We start from the raw sequence: 19,401 nt of genomic DNA, 5'->3' as shown, positions 1-19,401 counted from the left end.
GTCACCGGGCCGCGAACTGTCCGATTCTGTACGTACGATCGTCACACTGCGGACTCTAGTAAGTGATCGTCAATCCAGATAGCCGCGCAGCTGGTCGGCGAACGCGTGGTCGCGCAGCTTCGCGAGCGTCTTGGACTCGATCTGCCGGATCCGCTCCCGGGTCACGCCGAACAGCACGCCGATCTCCTCCAGCGTGCGCGGCCGCCCGTCCACCAGGCCGTACCGCAGCTCGACCACCTTGCGCTCGCGCTCCCCCAGCGTGGCCAGCACCGCCTCCAGATGCTCGCGCAGCAGCAGGAAGGCGGCGCTCTCCACCGGTGAGGCGGCGTCGGCGTCCTCGATCAGGTCGCCGAGCGCGACGTCGTCCTCCTCGCCGACCGGGGTGTGCAGCGAGACCGGCTCCTGGGCCAGCCGCAGCACCTCGCGCACCCGGACCTCGGTCAGTTCCAGCACCACGCCGACCTCGGCGGGCGTCGGCTCGCTGCCGCGCTCCTGGAGCAGCCGGCGCTGCACCCGCAGCACCCGGTTGATCAGCTCGACCACGTGCACCGGGACCCGGATGGTGCGCGCCTGGTCGGCCAGCGCGCGGCTCATCGACTGGCGGATCCACCAGGTCGCGTACGTGGAGAACTTGTAGCCGCGGGTGTAGTCGAACTTCTCGACGGCGCGGATCAGGCCGAGGTTGCCCTCCTGGACCAGGTCGAGCATGGTCAGCCCGCGGCCGATGTAGCGCTTGGCGACCGAGACGACCAGCCGCAGGTTCGCCTCGATCAGGCGGCGTTTGGCGATCCGGCCGAGCACCACCAGGCGGTCCAGCTCGTCGGCGAGCCGGACCTGCTCGTCGGACAGCCCGGCGGACAGCCCGGCGGACGGGCCGGCGGACGGCGCTGCGGACAGCTCGCCGCCCGGCAGGCCGCGCTCGTTCAGCCGGGCCTCGGCGAACAGCCCGGCCTCGACCTGGCGGGCCAGCTCGACCTCCTCGGCCGCGGAGAGCAGCCGGATCCGGCCGATCTCGTGCAGGTACTGGCGGAACAGGTCGGCAGCCGGGCCGGTGGGCTCGTCGAGCAGCGCGACCGGGCGGAGCTCCTGCTCCAGCTCCTGCTTCAGCTCCTGTTCCAGCTCCGGGTCCTGCTCCAGCTCCGACGCGGCGGGGTCGCCCCCTGGTCCGGGTCCTGGTCCGGGGTCCGCCCCGGGGCCCCCGGTCGGCTCCACGCCGGGCCCGGGGTCGGAGTCGGGATCGGGCAAGGGCTCGAACTCGGGCACGAGCAGCGGCTCAAGCTCGGGCACGAGCGCGCCGGCAGGCGCTTGCTCGGGCGCTCTGGCCATCTCCAAAGGGGCCCACCTCCGCGGGCCGGCGGGCCCGCAATCCGACGGACTGATGCCCCTTCAGTGTGGGGTACGCCACACTCCGGCGCCGAGAGCCGTGCGGTGATTTTCCGTGGCCGCTGCCCGGGTCCGCCCGCAGCGCCGTGCCTCAGAGCCCGGCAGCGCCCCGGGTGCGCAGGTTGTCGTCGTACTGCTGGAGCGCCCAGAGCTCCTGCTGCACCGGCGCCAACTGCTCGGCGGTGGCCCGGTTCCCGAGTCGCTGCAGGTGCCCGCGGACCTCGTCCACCCGGCGCTTCACCGAGGCGCGGCGCAGGTTGACCAGGAACTCGCCCGCGTAGATCTCGTCCGGCTTGCGCCGGGTGCGGATCGGCTCCACCGTCAATTCCAGTACCAGCGAACGCACCTGGTCGTTCTCGGCAGCCTCGCGGACGGCCCCGACGAAGTCCGGCAGCCCGGTCCCGAAGAGCGTGCCGCCGGCCTTGCCGATCGCCCGCCGGACCGCCGCGTACGGCGGCGCCGGGAACTCCTCCTCGCCGTACTGGTCGAACGCCGGGCTGACCAACTCCGGATGCTGAAGCGCGAGTTTGAGCAGCTCGCGCTCGACGAACTGGACCGGATCGCGCGGGTCGAGGCGGAACTGCGGCCGCTGCTGGACCGGTTGGACGGCCTGCGGCTCGATCCGGCGCGGCGCCTGCCGCCCCTGCTGCGGCGACTCACGCTGCCAGCGGGCGATCTGCCCGACCCGGCGCACCACGAACTGCTCGTCCAGGATGCCCAGCAGGCCGGCCAGCTGCACGGCGTACTCGTGCCGGATCGACGGGTCCTTGATCTTGGCGACGATCGGCGCGGCCTCCTCCAGCGCCGCCGCCCGCCCCTCGGCCGCATCGACCCGGTGCCGGGCGACCGCCGAGCGCAGCGCGAACTCGAAGAGCGGGACGGGGTTCTCGATCAGCTCGCGGACCGCGTCGTCACCCTGGGCGAGCCGCAGTTCGCACGGGTCCATGCCGCCCGGGGTGATCGCGATCGAGGTGCGGGCGGCGAACTTCTGGTCGTCCTCGAAGGCGCGCAGGGCGGCCTTCTGGCCGGCCGCGTCGCCGTCGAAGGTGAAGACCGTCTCGCCGCGGTACTGACTGGTGTCCATCAGCAGCCGGCGGATGATCTTGATGTGGTCCTCGGCGAACGCGGTGCCGCAGGTGGCCACCGCGGTCGTCACGCCGGCCAGATGACAGGCCATCACGTCGGTGTAGCCCTCGACCACCACCGCACGGCCGGACTTGGCGATCTCCTTCTTCGCCAGGTCGATGCCGTACAGCACGTGCGACTTCTTGTAGATCGGCGTCTCGGGCGTGTTGAGGTACTTCGGCCCGTTGTCGTCCTCGCGCAGCCGGCGCGCGCCGAAGCCGACCACCTCGCCGGCCACGTCGCGGATCGGCCAGACCAGCCGGCCGCGGAACCGGTCGATCAGCCCGCCACGCTGCCCCTGCGAGGCCAGCCCGCCGAGCAGGATCTCCTTGTCACTGAAGCCCTTGCCGCGCAGGTAGCGGACCAGGTGCTCCCAGCCGGCCGGCGCGTAGCCGACGCCGAACCGGGCGGCCGCCTCCGCGTCGAAACCGCGCTCGGCCAGGAAGCCGCGGCCGATCTCACCCTCCGGCGACTGCAACTGCTCCTGGTACCAGGCGGAGGCCACCTTGTGCGCATCGACCAGCCTGGTCCGCTCGCCCTGCTGGGCGCGCGGCGAGTAGCCGCCCTCCTCGTAGCGCAGCGTGATGTTGGCCTGGGCGGCCATCCGCTCGACGGCCTCGGCGAACGAGAAGTGCTCGATCTTCATCAGGAAGGAGATCGTGTCGCCGCTCTCCTGGCACCCGAAGCAGTGGAACACGCCCTTGCTCGGGCTGACGTAGAAGGACGCCGACTTCTCGTCGTGGAACGGGCAGACGCCCTTCAGCTGGCCGCCGCCACCGTTCGTCAGCTGTACGTAGTCGCCGACCACCACGTCGATGGGCAGCGCGCTGCGCACCGCCTGCACGTCTTCATCCCGGATCCGCCCTGCCACTCGGCGAGTGTACGGGAGGAGGGGTGCCCGGCGGCGACCTCAGCGCCGGGCCTGGCACCGGGCCTGGCAGCCGGCCTAGGGCTTGTCTGACAATTCGCGTCGGATAGCGCGCGGCGTTGGGCGCCCGGCTGGGCGTGCCGGCGAAGCGTCCTCGTACTGGGCCGTACTTGGATGCTTCGCCGGTGCGTCCAGCCGGGATGCCCGGCGTCGCGCGCCCGGCGGGAATTGTCAGACAAGCCCTAGCGCCAGGCCTGGCCGACCAGCCGGGCGTGCAGCGCGAGCGCCGAGGCGTCGGTCAGGGTGGCGATCTGGTCGATCACCGCGCGCTGCGCCGCCCGGTCGTCCTCGGCCTCCTCGTACATCGTCCGGAAGACCTGGTCCAGGCCCTCCGGCGCGCGCTTGCCGAGCACGTACGCGAGCTCGGCGATCACGATCCGCTGGGTGGCCCGCAGCTGCTCCTGCTCGTCGCGCTGCATCACGTAGCGGACCGCGACCGCCTTGAGCACCGCGCACTCCAGCCGCACCGGCCGCGGCACCACCAGCTCGGCGGCGTACCGGGTGAGCCGGCCGGGTCCGTAGCGGGCCCGGGTGGCCTGTTCGGCGGCCAGGCAGAACCGGCCGATCAGCTGGCTGGTCAGATCCTTGAGCCCGGCCCGGCCACGGCTGGAGCCGTCGTACCCGCGCGGCCACCAGTCCTCGGCCTGGAGGCGGTCCAGCGCCTCGTCGAACTCCGCGGGCTCGGCGTCCGGCGCGTACCGCGCGGCGACCTCGAAGAGCCCGGCCCGCTCGGCCCGGCTGGCCAGCGCCGCCGGGTCGATGTGGCCGGCGAACAGGCCGTCCTCGACGTCATGGGTCGAGTACGCGACGTCGTCCGACCAGTCCATCACGGTCGCCTCGAAGCACTTGCGGCCCTGCGGCGCGCCGGACCGCAGCCAGCGGAAGACCGGCAGGTCGTCGGTGTAGACGCCGAACTTCGTGGACGCCGGGTCGCTCGGGTGGCCGCCCCTGGCCCACGGGTACTTGGTGGCGGCGTCCAGCGCGGCCCGGGTCAGGTTGAGGCCGACGCTGCGGCCCGGCCAGGGCGCGAGGCGCGCCGGCTCCTCGTCGAGCGGGGCGAACCGCTTCGGTTCGAGGCGGGTCAGGATCCGCAGCGACTGCGCGTTGCCCTCGAACCCGCCGCAGGCCTCGGCGGCCTGGTCGAGGGCCTCCTCGCCGGTGTGACCGAACGGCGGGTGGCCGATGTCGTGCGCCAGGCACGCGGTCTCCACCAGGTCCGGGTCGCAGCCCAGCGCGGCGCCCAACTCCCGCCCGACCTGCGCGCATTCGAGCGAGTGGGTGAGCCGGGTGCGGGGGAAGTCGCTGCGCATCGGGGCCACCACCTGGGTGGTGCCGGCGAGCCGGCGCAGCGCGGCGGAGTGCAGGACGCGGGCCCGGTCGCGCTGGAACGCGGTGCGGCCGGGGCGCTTGTCCGGCTCGGGCACCCAGCGGGCCTCGGCGAGCTCGGTGCGGCTCAGGTCGTCAACGGGTCCGTCGCTCGGGTTCGGCGTGGTGGCGTCCATAGAGCTGTCACGGTACGCCGCCGGTACGACGAATGGCCGGTGCCGCGCTCGAATGGGCGCAGTGGCCATGATGCAGAGAACTCTCTGCAGATTGTCCTATGCAGAGACTCCTCTGCAAGATAGAGTCCTCAGCATGAACCACGGCACGGACGACACCGAAGACAGCGACGGCCCCGAGGGCACCGAGCCCACCGACGCGCCCGACTCCCGGGTCGTGGATCCGCGCAGCCTGCGGGCGCTGGCCCACCCGCTGCGGATGCGGATCCTGGACCAGCTCACCGACCAGGGCCCGGCCACCTCCGCCCGGCTCGCCGCGAGCCTCGGCGAGAACACCGGCACCGTCAGCTGGCACCTGCGCCACCTCGCCGAGCACGGCTACATCGAGGAGGAGGAGGGGCGCGGCACCAAGCGCGAGCGCTGGTGGCGGCGCAAGAGCCGCAAGCTGGTCTTCAACCTCAGCGAGCTGACGGTGGACGAGCAGACCCGCGCGGCCATGTCGGTCTACCAGCAGCACTACCTGGAGCGGACCTTCCGCCGAGCCGCCCAGGCGCTGTCGGTGCCGGTCACCGGCGAGTGGGTCGGCGCCGGGAACATGTCCGACTGGGGCGACGTCAGGATGACGCCCGCGCAGCTCAAGGCACTCGGCACCGAGCTGCTGGCGGTGATCAAGCGGCACGTCCCCGATCCCGAGGCACCCGTCCCCGCCGACGCGCAGCCCGTACTGATCCAGTTCCAGGCCCTGCCGATGCTGCCCGCGTCACCTGCCGAGCCGCCCCTGCCGCTGCCCCTGTCCGAGTCACCGACGCCCGAGGACGACCGATGACGACCACCGCCGACACCGCCGACACTGCCGAAGCCCCCGACACCGCCGATATCGGCGACACCGCAGGCACCGCAGGCACCGTGCTCGACCCTGCCGCCGGCCGCCGGCGCAGCCTGCTGCTGCGCCACCGCGACTTCCGGCTCCTCTTCACCGGCGAGACGGCCGACAAGTACGGCTCCTCGGTCACCGGCCTGGCGTTACCCCTCATCGCGCTCGGCGTGCTGCACGCCGACGCCTTCCAGGTCAGCGCGCTGACCGCGGCCACCTGGGCGCCCTGGCTGCTGATCGGCCTACCGGTCGGCGCCTGGGTGGACCGGATGCGCCGGCGGGTCGTGATGCTGGTGGCGGCCGCCGTGCAGCTGCTGCTCTACCTGACCGTCCCGGTCGCCGCCGCGCTCGGCCTGCTGACGTACGGCCAGTTGCTCGCGGTCGCGCTCTGCGCCGGCACCGGCGCGGTCTTCTTCGAGACCGCCTACACCGCGTACCTGCCCAGCCTGGTCGCCGAGGCCGACCGCGCCGAGGGCAACGCGAAGCTCCAGGGCAGCGCATCGGCCGCCCGGATCGTCGGACTGGGCTCCGGCGGCACGCTGGCCCAGGTCTTCGGCCCGGTCAACAGCCTGCTCGCGAACACCGTGACGTTCCTGATCGCGCTGGCCTGCACCGCCTCGATCAAGCAGCGCGAGCCGGCTGCCGAACCGGCCGGCGCATCGACCGGCGCATCGGCCGAGCAGCCGCGACGCGAGCGGCGGCGGCTGCGCGACGAGGTCGGCGAGGGTCTGCGGATCGTCGCCCGGGACCCGTGGCTGCGCCCGTTCGCCATCTACGGCGCACTCGGCAACCTGGCCCTGACGGCGTACCAGTCGATCCAGGTGGTCTTCCTGATCGGCCGGGCCGGCCTGCCGGAGAGCGTCATCGGCACCCTGATCGGGGCCGCCGGCCTCGGCGGCATCCTCGGCGCGACGTTCGCCCGCCGGATCGGCAGGGCGCTCGGCACCGCCCGCGCGACGCTGCTCCTGCTGCTCGTGCTGCCGAGCCTCGCCGTGCTGATCCCGCTCACCGGCCGCGGCCCCGGCATGCTCTGCTACCTGGCCGGCGGCTTCTCGGTCTCCGCCGGCATCGTGGCCGGCAACGTGCTGCGCGCCACCTTCACCCAGAGTTACACCAGGCCCGAACTGCGCGGCCGGATCTCCGCGAGCACCGCGTTCCTCGTCTACGGCACCATGCCGATCGGCGCCCTGCTCGGCGGCGCCCTCGCCGCCACCCTCGGCCTGACCCCCGCCATGTGGCTCACCACGGCCGCGGTCCCGCTCGCGGCGGGCGTCCTCTGGTTCTCGCCGCTGCGCCACTGCCGCGACCTGCCGACCGGAGTGCTGATGCCGGCCCCCGCCGCGTGAAGCCCCCCGCTGGGACGCCGTCCCGCACCCATCGCGTTAGCAGAGTATGGATCGCTCACAACCGAGTACCGCGCCACCGGAGCCACTGGACTTCCGGGACTTCGCCGCGGCGCGCGGCCGTCATCTGATTCGCACGGCCTACCTGCTGACGGGTGGTGACGCCCACCTGGCCGAAGACCTCGCCCAGGAGGCGCTGGGGCGGATCTTCGGCAAGTGGCGGAAGATATCCCGCCTCGACAACCCCGCCGGCTACGCACAGGCCGTGCTGGTCAACACCTTCCTCTCGCACCGCCGCCGGCGCAGCGCGAGCGAACAGGTCACCGACAGCTTCGCCGAGGTGGCGGTCAGCGACCCCGACCCCTCGCTGCGGCTCGCCCTGCTCCGGGCCCTGGCCGAACTGCCCCCACAGGACCGCGCGGTCCTGGTCCTGCGGTTCTGGGAGGACCGCAGCCCCGAGGAGACGGCCACCCTGCTGCGGCTCAGCCCGAGCGGCGTCCGCTCACGCAGCAGCCGGGCCCTGGCGCGACTGCGCGAGGTGCTCGGCGAGGAACTGGACGAGCTCGCGCAGCACTGAGCGGCCACTCGGCGACACCGAGCGGCAGTCAGCCGCCGCAGCGTCAGGCACTTCGACCACCACGGACCAGGGGCTTCGCCACGATGTCTTCCTTTGACGACCGATTCACCCAACTGCTGCACTCCGCAGCCGATCTGGCACCGGACACCCCCGGCGAGCTGCTGGCCGACGCGGCCGAACGCCGCAGCCGCCGCCACACCGCCCGCCGCCGCACCGCCGTCGCCGCAGGCGTCGCGCTGGTGGCACTGGCCGGCCTGGCCGTCGGCGAACTCCGGCCGGGCAGCGCGACGACGGCTTCGAGCCAGGGCTGGACCACCACGGTCACCGGGCCGAGGATGGTCGAGCTCCTCACCTCGCTGCTCCCCTCCGGAGCGGTCAGCGAAGCGGGCGGAGCCGGCCTCAACCGCCAACTCAGCATGGGTCCGTCGGCCCACCTCGTCCTCGACGACGGCCACGGCGGCTCACTGATGGTCCTCACCACCGACCGGGTCGGCCTGCCGATCGGCCCGGGGAGCGAAGGCACCCAGTGCCAGGACTCGTTCCTGACGCCCACCGCGAGCTGCACCCGGTCCGTTCGGCCCGACGGCTCGATCCTGGTCATCGACAAGTTCGCGCCGCGGCCGCCGTCCCCGGTCACCCACTGGACCGCGACCTACACCGGCACGGACGGCCGGCAGGTGCGGCTGGACGAGTACAACGCCACGAGCGCGGGCAGCGCCGTCACCCGTGACGAACCCGCGCTGGACGGCGAGAAGTTGACCGCCGTGGTGACCAGCAGCGCCTGGGACCCGGTGTTCACCGGGTTCACCACCTCGACCAACCCGCCCGCGCCGCCGCAGGGCGCCGCAGGAGCGGCGCCGCTGCCGGCCGACATGCTGGCCGAGGCGGTCAAGTACCTCCCTGCCGGCGCCCGGCACGACGAGGGCAGCGGCGAGCAGACCACCCCGGGCAAGGCGCACATGTCGGTCACCTTCGGCGGGCACACCAGCCAGCTCTCGATCACCGTGTACCCGCAGTGGGACCAGGGCGGCGGCAGCACCCTGTCACCGCGCGCGATCTTCGAGGCCGGCGCCGCGTCGCGGGGCACGCTCACCCACACCGCGGACGGCACCAGCGTGCTGAACTCCACGTCCAAGCCGGGTGGTGGCAGCGGCAAGAGCGGCGGCTCCGTGAACGGCTACCAGTGCGACACCCTGCACCCGGACGGCACCCGCGTCGAGGTCGACGAGTGGAGCGGGCCGAACGGCTACCAGTTCACCGACGACCCGCCGGCACTCACACCGGACCAGTTGACGGCGATCGCCACCGCGCCCGGCTGGCTGCACTGACCGCCCCCGTGCGCCGGACCCGCAACTCCGGCCCGGCGCACGGCGGTACGGTCTTGGACCGTCTCAAACTGTCGGGCGCCCGCTCACCGTGGACTCCGGGACCTCCTCCGTGACGTCCCAGTGCTCGACGATCAGGCCGTCGACGATCCGGAAGACGTCCACCACCGCCAGGCCGCGCTGGCCGGGGACCGGAATGAAGTGCATGTGGGCGAAGGCCAGGTCGCCCTCGGCGGCGACCCGGAGCAGTTCGATGCGGGCCTCGGGGAACTGGGCGCGCAGGCCGTCCACGAGGGTGGCCAGGGCGGCGCTCCCGTCCAGGAGCTTGGGGTTGTGCTGGATCAGGTCGGCGGCGAGGTACTTGCCGGCCAGGTCGGTGCGACCCTGGATCCAGACGGTCTCCAGGTAGTCCCGGACCAGCGCTGAGTTCTGATTCATAGTCATAGTCCCTCCCGATCAAGGCAGTTGGCGCAACCACGGCAACCCCGGGGCGGACAGTCGGGCATGTCGCCGGGCGCACTGCGGCGGTACGCGGGTCGTGATCAGCCCCGGATGGTCTTCAGCACCGCGGCCGCCATCGCGCTCTCCCCCGCCGCGTTCGGGTGCAGCGGCGCGCGCCCGGCGGCGGGGATCGGCGGCTCGATCCACCGCTGCTGCTCGCCCGCGCACATGTCGTGGCCCATCGACGGGGTGTAGGTGTCGACGAAGGTGGCGCCGGCCGCGCCGGCCCCGGTGCGCAGCACATCGTTCAGTTGCCGCTCCTTCTCCGCCAGGTACGCCAGGTCCCCGGCGGTCACCGTGCCGCCCAGCACCGGCCGGCAGCTCGCCGGATCGGCGGGCAGCAGGGCGGGGTAGCCGACCACGTAGACCCTGGCCTGCGGGGCGCGCTGCCGGACCTGCGCCAGCACGCCGGTCAGCCGGGTGCCGACGGTCTCCAGCACGCCGTCCAGCCGGTCCGCTCCGGCGGCGTCCGTGTTGTGGGCCCGGCACGGCGAGTCCGCGGGCTGGGCGCTCGGGTCGGACCTGCCCAGCTTGTCGAGCGCGGAGCGCAGCGACTGCAGCACCCCCGCCTCCGCGCACTGCTCGACGACGTGCACGAAGTCCGCGTCGTTGCCGCCGATACCGACCGTGACCAGCCCGGTCCGGCCGTTCAGCGCGTCCAGCTGGGGCGGGTTCGAGCCGTCGTCGAGCGCCTGCGGCGCCGTCAGGTCGGCGGTCGTCGCGCTGGAGCAGCTGGCGTCGGTGAAGTCGGATCCGGTCAGGCCCAGGCCCTGGGCGACCAGTGCGGGGTAGTTGACCGCGGACCGGCCACAGCCGGCCGGACCGCCACCGGCCGGGGTGACCTGCAACCCGGCGGTGTAGGAGTCGCCGAGCGCCGCGTACGGGCCCTTCGGCGGTGCGGGCGGGGGTGTCGGCGCCGCCGAGGAGCCGTGCGAGGCCCGGACGGCAGGCGGCACGGAGGCGCCCGAGCAGCCGGCCAGCGAGAGTGCCGCGCTCAAACCGACGCAGTACGCGGCGATTTTCAGTCGGCCGGTCCCCTGTTCACCCCGCGAAGTCATACCGGCACCAACGAACGGACGTCCGCGAATGACTCCCGGGCTCGACTCACCACGCCGAGCCACGCCGCACAGAGCCGCTCCGCGCCGCTACTCCGCCTCGCGCTCCTGGTCGGCCAGGAACTTCTCGAACTGCCGCCCCAGCTCGTCCGCCGAGGGCAGCTCGGCCGCCTCGGCCAGCAGGCTCTCCCGGCTCTCCGCCCCGGCCACGGCGTCGTACTGCCCCTCCATGCCGCGGATCGCCGAGCTCAGCTCGCCGTCGCCCTGGGCCAGCTGCTCCTCGATGTCGGCGTAGACCTCGCCGACCTTGTCCCGCAGCTCCTGGCCGGGCAGCACCAGACCGGTGGCCGCCGTCACGGCCTCCAGAATCAGCACCGCCGCCGCCGGATAGGCCGAGCGGGCGACGTAGTGCGGCACGTGCACGGCGAAGCCGAGCACGTCGTGGCCGGCCTCGGCCAAGCGGTACTCGACCAGTGCCTGAGCGCTGCCCGGCACCTGCGCCTGCTCGAACCACTGCGGGTAGCCGGTGGCCAGGTCGAGCCGGTTGCCGTGTGGGGTCAGACCGACCGGGCGGGTGTGCGGCACGCCCATCGGGATGCCGTGGAAGTCCACCGCGAGGCGCACCCGGAAGCGCTCGACCAGGCCGCCGATGGCGGCCGCGAAGGCCTCCCACTCGACATCTGGCTCGGGCCCGGTCAGCACCAGGAACGGCGCGCCGGTCGCGTCCCGCACCAGCTGGAGCAGGATCTCCGGCGGGTCGTAGGACGTCCAGCTCTCGCGGTCGAAGGTCATCGCGGGCCGGCGGGCGCGGTAGTCCACCAGACGATCGTGGTCGAACCGGGCCACCACCACGGGGCTGCCCTGCTCCAGCAGGTGGGAGACCACCTGGCCGCCGGCCTCCCCGGCGTCCATGAAGCCCTCGAAGTGGTAGAGCAGCACCAGGCCGCCGGCCGGCTCGTCCTCGCCGGCCTGGCCGGTGGAGGTCAGCGCGGCATTGGCCGCGGACACCGCCGCCACACCCAGCGGCTCCAGCTCGTACAGCGCCTCGGGATCACGCACCGCGCAGCCCACCCGTTTCTCCTCGTCGGTCCCGACCGCCGCTCCCATCGATCGATCGGCGTCGATCACCCGGGTCCATCCTGCGGCAGTCAGGCGGTTCTCAAGCATTAGCGTGCCGCATGGTGCCGACATTCCCGCTCGCGCCCCCCTGGACTGGATCATCTCATCACCGGTTCGCCGAGCCGAGCGGTTTTCGGCGGCTGACCGGGCGGTGTCATCGCAGGTCAAAGGCCCTGCGACGGTCCCCGGCGGAGGGCGCCGACACGCCGGTGCACACGGTTGGCGCACCGCGAAGTGACGAGCGGGGCCAAGCCGGGTATCGTCCTCTCGCTGCCTCGCATCAGTCGCGTCGTCGCCACGTCGTCCGTCACGTCGTGGGCCGGTCCCGACATCATGTACGGTCAGCCACGACACGCACCTTGCCTTCATCTGGCCGCCTGCTTCCCTTCGCGCTCTCTTCCCCCTCACGGCCATCTCGCGGACGCACACTGTCCCCTCGCACTTCCCCGCCGGACCGGTCCATGTGAACCGTGCCCGCTCCGGCACCGCGCTGCCCGCCGTCGGGCCGCCCCCTCCCGCGTATGGCCGATGCTCCGGCGTACCCGCGAGCGGCGGACCTCCCCCGACGACGGGGCGACTGTCCTCCCGACCGCCCGCACCCTGGGCGCGAGGGCCCTCCGAAGCCGAAGGACCGAAGGTTCCGTGCCAGCACCTGTCACCCTCACCGGCCGCACCGTTCGGCTGGAGCCCCTCACCGAGCAGCACGCCGAGGCAATCGCCGAGGCCGCCGCCGGGGACCGGACCTCCTACGGCTTCACCGCCGTCCCGCAGGACCTGGACGCCGCCCGCGCGTTCATCGCCGCCGCGCAGGCCGACCAGGAAGCCGGCCGCTCGCTGGTCTTCGCCACGGTCCGCGCCGCCGACGGCCTCGTGGTCGGCTCGACCCGGTTCCTGGAGCTGGACTACTGGCAGGGCCCGGTGGTCTGGCCGCCGCTGCCCTCCGGCCCGATCGGGGACCCGGCCACCGCCACCCCGGACGCCGCCGAGATCGGCCGCACCTGGCTCTCGCCGGCCGCCCAGGGCACCGGGATCAACACCGAGGCCAAGCTGCTGATGCTCCGGCACGCCTTCGAGACCTGGGGCGTGCAGCGGATCTCGCTGCGGGCCGACGCCCGCAACCTGCGCTCGCGGGCCGCGATCGAGCGGCTCGGCGCCACCTCCGAGGGCGTCCGCCGGGCGCACAGCCGGGGGCTGGACGGCGTGGTCCGCAGCACGGCGTTCTACTCGATCCTGGCGGAGGAGTGGCCGGCCGTGCGCGACATCATCGAGCTGCGGATCGCCGCCGCGACCTCGCCGAGCGCCCCGGACCGCCGGCTGCCGCGCGGCATGGGCCGCGAACTCGACCAGGAGTGCGTCAGACACGCCGGCTCGCTGCTGCCGGTCTGAGCCGCTGCACGCGGCCTGAGCCGAGTCCGGCCGCCTGTCGGGACACCTGACAGGCCGGCCCGACACGTGGCTCGACGGCTGGTCAACCTGGTGCGCGAGTAGCCACCTCCGGGGGATATTTCGCATACTTACGGTCCGGAGGGGCACGCCCCCTCCATGACCGCTCTCACCTTCACCGCCCACGCGCCGACCGCACTCCAGTCCGTCCAGCTGCTCGGCGCCGACCAGCAGCACATCGTCACCCGTGCCCAGCTGATCGAACACGGTGTCCCGTCCGGGACCATCGCGCACCGGCTGCGCCCCGGCGGCCCCTGGCAACGGGTGCTGCCCCGGGTGATCTGCCTGCAGAGCGGGCGCCTGACACCGCATCAACGCCTGCGCGCCGCAATCGGCTACGCCGCCCCCAAGGGCCAGGGGCCGCAGCCCGGATCGGTGCTGCTGACCGGGCTCGCGGTGCTCGCCGACGCGGGCCTCGCCTCGGCCGGCCACCCGGCCGACGTCGAGGTGGTCGACGTGCTGATCCCGGCCGGTCGCCGGGTGGCCAGCCGGGACTTCGTCCGGGTGCACCGCGCGGCGGCGCTGCCCGGCGGCATGCCGGCCGGCTTCGAGCGGGACGACGGACTGTGGAGCGTCGGCGTGGCCCGCGCGCTCGCCGACCTGGCCCCGCACCTGCCCGGCACCCGGGAGTTCCGCGCGCTCTGCGCGGAGGCGGTCCAGGCGCGGCACTGCGAACGCGCCGAGCTGCTCACCAGACTCCTCGCCGGCCCACCCAGCACCGCGCTGCTGCCGCACGTCCAGCGGGTGGCCGACGAGCTGACCTGCGGCGTCTACTCGATCGCCGAGAGCGAGGCCCGCGAGGTGCTGCGCAAGGGCGGGCTGCCGGAGCCGCTGTGGAACCCGGTACTGCTGCTGGACGGCCGGTTCCTGGCGATCCCGGACGCGTTCTGGCCGGACGCCTGCGTGGCGCTGGAGATCGACTCGCGCGCCTGGCACCTGCGGCCCTCCGACTACGAGCGCACGCTGACCCGCGGCAACCGCCTGCAGGCCGCCCGGCTCGCGGTGGTCCGCGCGACGCCGACCCAGCTGCGCACCAACGCGGCGCCGATGCTGCAGGACCTGCGCACGCTGCTGGCCACCGGCCCGCACGGGCCGTACCACCGGATCACCTACCGCCCGGCGGCCTGACCGGGTGCGCCGGTCAGCAGCGCGGGTCGATCGACTGGAACGTGGCGTAGTGGTCGCCCGTCCAGTACTCCTCCCCCGCACCGCCGGTGACGATCCGCCGGGTGCCGCGGTCGCCGGAGCCCGGGGTGACCACCGTGTACTCGTGGTAGTAGCCGCTCGCGTGCTTGGGCAGCCGGCCCTCGCGGTTGTCGAAGACGATGCCGTCGGTGCGGTACGGGTACGGGCCGCCCTTGGCGATCAGCGCCAGGGTGTCCCTGGCCTGGCCGGGCAGCCCGCTCTGGCACACCCCGCCCGCACCTGCGGCCGCAGCCGCGGTGGCGGAGCGCCCGGCGGCGGTACGCCCGGCGGCGGCCGGTGCGGAGGTGTGCCGCGCCGCCAGCGCGTACACCCCGGCGGCGACGACCGCGCAGAGCAGCAGGGCGGCGACGGAGATCAGGCGGAAACGGCTGGTCGAACGACTGGTCATGGGCCTCAGCTTGCCGGTGCCGGAGATCCGGTGAACGGGCGGGGCCCGGCCTTCACCCGAAAAGCGCAGGGCCGGGGTGGTGCGGACGCCATTGTCCGCACCACCCCGGCCCCAGTACGTCCGGCGGTTCTCCTGCGCCGAGCACCGCCGGACGCCCCTCCCCGTCGGAGGGCGAGCGGTCAGCGAGAGTCGCTGGCCGCAGTCTCGATGGCGGCGCGACCGGCCTCCAGGCGCGCCACCGGGATCCGGAACGGCGAGCAGGAGACGTAGTCCAGGCCCGCCTCGTGGAAGAAGTGCACCGACTCCGGGTCACCGCCGTGCTCGCCGCAGACGCCGAGCTTGAGGTCGGGGCGGGTCGCCCGGCCCTCCTTCACCGCGTGCTTGACCAGCGCGCCGACGCCGTCCCGGTCGATCGTCTCGAACGGCGAGACACCGAAGATGCCCTTCTCCAGGTACGCGGTGAAGAACGAGGCCTCGACGTCGTCACGGGAGAAGCCCCAGACCGTCTGGGTCAGGTCGTTGGTGCCGAACGAGAAGAACTCGGCGGCCTCGGCGATCTGGCCGGCGGTCACGGCGGCACGCGGCAGTTCGATCATGGTACCGAGCTTGATGTCCAGCTGGACGCCGGTCGAAACGGCGACCTCGGCGAGAACCCGCTCACACTCGTCCCGGACGATCTCCAGCTCCTGGACGGTGCCGACCAGCGGGATCATCACCTCGGGGCGCGGGTCGCCACCGGCCAGCTTGCGCTCGGCGGCCGCCTCGGCGATCGCCCGTACCTGCATCCCGAACAGGCCCGGGATGACCAGGCCCAGACGCACGCCGCGCAGGCCGAGCATCGGGTTGGCCTCGTGCAGCTTGTGCACCGCCTGGAGCAGGCGCAGGTCGTTCTCGTTCGGGTCCTTGCGGGCCTCGGCGAGCGCGACGCGCACCGAGAGCTCGGTGATGTCGGGCAGGAACTCGTGCAGCGGCGGGTCGAGCAGCCGGACGGTGACCGGCAGGCCGTCCATCGACTGGAAGAGCTCGAGGAAGTCGCCCTTCTGCAGCGGCAGCAGGGTGGAGAGCGCCTGCTCGCGGTCCTTGTCGTTGTCCGCCAGGATCAGGTGCTCGACCTCCTTGCGGCGCTCCTCACCGAGGAACATGTGCTCGGTGCGGCACAGGCCGATGCCCTGGGCGCCGTAGCGGCGGGCGCGGTTCGCGTCCTCGGCGTTGTCCGCGTTGGCCCGCACGGCGAGCCGGCGGCGGCCGTCGGCGTGCGACATCAGCCGGTGCACGGCCTGGACCAGACCGCCCTGGACGTCGGCGCCGGCGTGCAGCGTGCCCTCGAAGTACTCGACGACCGGGGACGGCAGGACCGGGACCTCGCCCACGTAGACCTTGCCGGTGCCGCCGTCGACCGAGACGACGTCGCCCTCCTCGATGACCAGGCCGTCGGCGGTGGTCATCCTGCGGCGCTTGGTGTCGACCTCGAGCTCCTCGGCGCCGCAGACACAGGTCTTGCCCATGCCACGGGCGACCACGGCCGCGTGCGAGGTCTTGCCGCCGCGCGAGGTCAGGATGCCCTCGGCGGCGATCATGCCGTCCAGGTCGTCCGGGTTGGTCTCCCGGCGGACCAGGATCACCTTCTCGCCGGAGCGGGACCACTTGACCGCGGTGTACGAGTCGAAGACGACCTTGCCGATCGCGGCGCCGGGCGAGGCCGCCAGGCCGCGGGCGATCTGCTTGGAGCTCGCCTCGGGGGCGAACCGCGGGAACATCAGCTGGGCGAGCTGGGCGCCGGTGACGCGCTGGAGCGCCTCGTCCTGGTCGATCAGGCCCTGGTCCACCAGCTGGACGGCGATCCGGAACGCGGCCGCGGCGGTGCGCTTGCCGATCCGGGTCTGCAGCATCCAGAGCTTGCCGCGCTCGATGGTGAACTCGATGTCGCAGAGGTCGCGGTAGTGCAGCTCGAGCTTCTGCATGATCGCCATGAGCTCGTCGTACGACTTCTTGTCGAGCTGCTCCAGGTCGGCGAGCGTCAGCGTGTTGCGGATGCCGGCCACCACGTCCTCGCCCTGGGCGTTGGAGAGGTAGTCGCCGTAGACGCCGACCGCGCCGGTGGAGGGGTCACGGGTGAACGCGACACCGGTGCCGGAGTCCTCGCCGAGGTTGCCGAAGACCATGCTGCAGACGTTGACCGCGGTGCCCAGGTCGTTCGGGATCCGCTCCTGGCGGCGGTACAGCCGGGCCCGGTCGCCGTTCCAGGAGTGGAAGACGGCGTGGATCGCGAGGTCCATCTGCTCGCGCGGGTCCTGCGGGAACGCCCGGCCGGTCTCGCGCTGGACGATCGCCTTGAACGTCTCCACCAGACCCTGCAGGTCGGCGGCGTCCAGGTCCAGGTCGTTGACGGTGCCCTTGGCGTGCTTGGCCTCGTCGAGGGCGTCCTCGAACAGCTCGCCGTCCACGCCCAGCACGGTCTTGCCGAACATCTGGACCAGGCGGCGGTAGGAGTCCCAGGCGAAGCGCTCGTTGCCGGACTGGGCCACCAGGCCGAGCACCGAGGTGTCCGAGAGGCCGATGTTCAGGACCGTGTCCATCATGCCGGGCATCGAGAACTTCGCGCCCGAGCGGACCGAGACGAGCAGCGGGTTGTCGGCCTGGCCGAGCTTCTTGCCCATGTGCTCTTCGAGCGCCACCAGGTGCTCGCTGACCTCCTGGTGCAGCGAGTCCGGCTCGGCGCCGGTCTCCAGGAACACCTTGCAGGCCTCGGTGGTGAGGGTGAACCCCGGAGGGACGGGGAGCCCCAGGTTGGTCATCTCGGCGAGGTTCGCACCCTTGCCGCCAAGAAGGTCCTTGAGGTCCTTGTTTCCTTCGGTGAAGGAGTAAACAAACTTCTGCGTCGCCGCCACGGGTCGGTCTCCTCGCACGGGGTTGGCCCTGACGCCGGAGAACATACCCATTTCAAAGGCGGTTTTGCGCCCTCGATAGGCCGTCCGATCCCGGATAAGCGGGATGACCCACGAGATCAAAAGCTTGTGAAGGCGTTCACCTCTGTTGTCGAAATCGTCCGGTTGACGCTAGCGATCGTTCAAGTCTTGAAGGCAAGGAAACGTGAAGATCACATAGGTCGGACAGAGGGTAATGGCAGATGGACTGCCGTGTTGCTCCGGCTTGATTTCCTGCAGTCAGCGAGCCGGTTCCGCTCCGACGCCCGTTCGGGAAGCGATTTGGACATCATGGCGACTTAGGCACCCCTGACAGGCCGTCAGTCGCAGCTCGGTGTGGCCAGAGTCACGGACGCGGCTCGCTCATCGTACGTATCGGAACTCGTCCTCCTGTCGCTCAACGCGCCCATCTCTCTACGCAACGTGAGTATTTTCTGCCAAGAAGGAGCCCTCTTGGCCAGATTGTCCAAGAGGGCTGGGCCGGGCTGTCCCGGTGCCGTTCACGGCCTATTTCGCCGCAGTGGATGAATCAGCCGCCGGAGCTGTCCGATTCGGCGTCAACGCTCGGCACGGCGCAGTCGTACGGATCGTCCAACCAGCCTTCCGGCAGGACCACCCGTCCGTTGCCGCTGGTGCGCCCGCGCGGGCCGTCCGCGCCGGCCGGCCAGACCTGCTCCTGGCCGACCTGCGCGAGCAGACCGGACAGCTCGTCGAGCGAACCTGCCATCGCCAGCTTGACCCGCAGTTCAGAACCGACGGAGAACCCCTTGGTGTACCAGGCCACGTGCTTGCGGAAGTCCACCACGCCGCGGTGCTCGTCACCCATCCACTGCCCGAGCAGCTCGGCGTGCCGGTACATCGCGCGGGCCACGTCCGCGAAGGTCGGGCGGGCGTAGTCGGTGTCGCCCTCGAAGACGGCGACCAGGTCCTTGAAGAGCCACGGCCGGCCCAGGCAGCCGCGGCCGACCACCACGCCGTCGCAGCCGGTCTCGCGCATCATCCGCAGCGCGTCGCCGGCCGACCAGATGTCGCCGTTGCCGAGCACCGGGACGTGCGCCGGGACGGCCTCGCGCAGCCGGGCGATCGCCGACCAGTCGGCCGTGCCGCCGTAGTGCTGCGAGGCGGTGCGCCCGTGCAGCGCGATCGCACTGACCCCCTCCTCGGCGCCGATCCGGCCGGCGTCCAGGTAGGTCAGGTGGTCGTCGTCGATGCCCTTGCGCATCTTCATGGTGACCGGCAGCGCGCCGGCCCCGGCGACCGCCTCGCGCAGCAGCTCGCGCAGCAGGTTGCGCTTGTACGGCAGCGCGGAGCCGCCGCCCTTGCGGGTCACCTTGGGGACCGGGCAGCCGAAGTTGAGGTCGATGTGGTCGGCCAGGTTCTCCTCGGCGATCATCCGGGCCGCCTTGCCGACGGTCACCGGGTCCACGCCGTAGAGCTGGATCGAACGCGGCTTCTCGCTCGGGTCGAAGTGGATCAGCTGCATCGTCTTCGCGTTGCGCTCGACCAGCGCCCGGGTGGTGATCATCTCGCTGACGAACAGGCCCTTGCCGCCGGACTGCTCGCGGCAGAGCGTGCGGAACGGGGCGTTGGTGATCCCGGCCATCGGCGCGAGGACCACCGGCGGCCAGACCGTCATCGGGCCGATCGACAGCGGCGCGAACTCGCCGGCGGCCGCAGTGACCGCAGGGTCGGCGCCCGCGGGCTCGACGGG

15 protein-coding genes are annotated in these 19,401 nt (G+C 72.4%); 6 read left to right on the top strand and 9 right to left on the bottom strand.

Annotated elements, in window-relative coordinates; all coding sequences use genetic code 11:
- Positions 1-69 precede the first annotated feature (69 nt).
- From AC060L_RS13200 to AC060L_RS13190, 3 genes are all read right to left on the bottom strand, one after another.
- Positions 70-1,326 carry an RNA polymerase sigma factor gene (locus AC060L_RS13200; protein ID WP_483798937.1) on the bottom strand — a complete coding sequence of 419 codons (1,257 nt, stop codon included), beginning with the start codon at positions 1,324-1,326 and terminating at the stop codon, positions 70-72.
- A 148-nt stretch (positions 1,327-1,474) separates the two neighbouring features.
- Positions 1,475-3,379: a DNA primase gene (gene dnaG / locus AC060L_RS13195; RefSeq protein WP_483798868.1), complete on the bottom strand. Its 1,905-nt coding sequence runs from the start codon at positions 3,377-3,379 to the stop codon at positions 1,475-1,477.
- A gap of 239 nt (positions 3,380-3,618) precedes the next feature.
- On the bottom strand, positions 3,619-4,938 hold the full coding sequence (locus AC060L_RS13190) for a deoxyguanosinetriphosphate triphosphohydrolase (RefSeq protein WP_483798867.1): 1,320 nt from the start codon (positions 4,936-4,938) through the stop codon (positions 3,619-3,621).
- A gap of 133 nt (positions 4,939-5,071) precedes the next feature.
- Here AC060L_RS13190 and AC060L_RS13185 point away from each other — a divergent pair, with 133 nt between their 5' ends.
- From AC060L_RS13185 to AC060L_RS13170, 4 genes are all read left to right on the top strand, one after another.
- Positions 5,072-5,761: a helix-turn-helix domain-containing protein gene (locus AC060L_RS13185; protein ID WP_483798866.1), complete on the top strand. Its 690-nt coding sequence runs from the start codon at positions 5,072-5,074 to the stop codon at positions 5,759-5,761.
- On the top strand, positions 5,758-7,155 hold the full coding sequence (locus AC060L_RS13180; RefSeq protein ID WP_483798865.1) for an MFS transporter: 1,398 nt from the start codon (positions 5,758-5,760) through the stop codon (positions 7,153-7,155). Before AC060L_RS13185 ends, AC060L_RS13180 begins: the two co-directional genes overlap by 4 nt.
- 46 nt (positions 7,156-7,201) lie before the next feature.
- A complete protein-coding gene (locus tag AC060L_RS13175; RefSeq protein ID WP_483798864.1) occupies positions 7,202-7,729 on the top strand; it encodes a SigE family RNA polymerase sigma factor in 528 nt (175 codons plus the stop codon).
- 83 nt (positions 7,730-7,812) lie between these two features.
- Entirely contained in the window at positions 7,813-9,057 is a 1,245-nt protein-coding gene (locus tag AC060L_RS13170; RefSeq protein ID WP_483798863.1) for a hypothetical protein, read from the top strand.
- 63 nt (positions 9,058-9,120) lie between these two features.
- On the opposite strand, the gene AC060L_RS13165 is transcribed toward AC060L_RS13170, so the two are convergent.
- The 3 genes from AC060L_RS13165 to AC060L_RS13155 form a co-directional block, all read right to left on the bottom strand.
- Positions 9,121-9,492, bottom strand: coding sequence for a nuclear transport factor 2 family protein (locus tag AC060L_RS13165; protein ID WP_483798862.1), 372 nt, complete (start codon positions 9,490-9,492; stop codon positions 9,121-9,123).
- Positions 9,493-9,596: 104 nt separating this feature from the next.
- On the bottom strand, positions 9,597-10,553 hold the full coding sequence (locus tag AC060L_RS13160) for an SGNH/GDSL hydrolase family protein (protein ID WP_483798861.1): 957 nt from the start codon (positions 10,551-10,553) through the stop codon (positions 9,597-9,599).
- Between the two features lie 147 nt (positions 10,554-10,700).
- Positions 10,701-11,669, bottom strand: coding sequence for a PAC2 family protein (locus AC060L_RS13155; RefSeq protein WP_483798936.1), 969 nt, complete (start codon positions 11,667-11,669; stop codon positions 10,701-10,703).
- Between the two features lie 702 nt (positions 11,670-12,371).
- Here AC060L_RS13155 and AC060L_RS13150 point away from each other — a divergent pair.
- Entirely contained in the window at positions 12,372-13,115 is a 744-nt protein-coding gene (locus tag AC060L_RS13150) for a GNAT family N-acetyltransferase (RefSeq protein ID WP_483798860.1), read from the top strand.
- A 156-nt stretch (positions 13,116-13,271) separates the two neighbouring features.
- Positions 13,272-14,300, top strand: a complete 1,029-nt coding sequence (locus AC060L_RS13145) for a hypothetical protein (RefSeq protein ID WP_483798859.1) — start codon at positions 13,272-13,274, stop codon at positions 14,298-14,300.
- Positions 14,301-14,313: 13 nt separating this feature from the next.
- On the opposite strand, the gene AC060L_RS13140 is transcribed toward AC060L_RS13145, so the two are convergent.
- From AC060L_RS13140 to dusB, 3 genes are all read right to left on the bottom strand, one after another.
- Complete coding sequence (locus tag AC060L_RS13140) at positions 14,314-14,766, bottom strand: ribonuclease (RefSeq protein WP_483798858.1); 453 nt, start codon at positions 14,764-14,766, stop codon at positions 14,314-14,316.
- Positions 14,767-14,945: 179 nt separating this feature from the next.
- On the bottom strand, positions 14,946-17,699 hold the full coding sequence (gene ppdK, locus AC060L_RS13135; protein WP_483798935.1) for a pyruvate, phosphate dikinase: 2,754 nt from the start codon (positions 17,697-17,699) through the stop codon (positions 14,946-14,948).
- 520 nt (positions 17,700-18,219) lie between these two features.
- Positions 18,220-19,326: a tRNA dihydrouridine synthase DusB gene (gene dusB, locus AC060L_RS13130; RefSeq protein ID WP_483798934.1), complete on the bottom strand. Its 1,107-nt coding sequence runs from the start codon at positions 19,324-19,326 to the stop codon at positions 18,220-18,222.
- Between the last annotated feature and the right edge of the window lie 75 nt (positions 19,327-19,401).

It is taken from the genome of Kitasatospora sp. NEAU-69, assembly GCF_057158765.1.
This window is presented reverse-complemented; position numbering and strand designations above follow the sequence as displayed.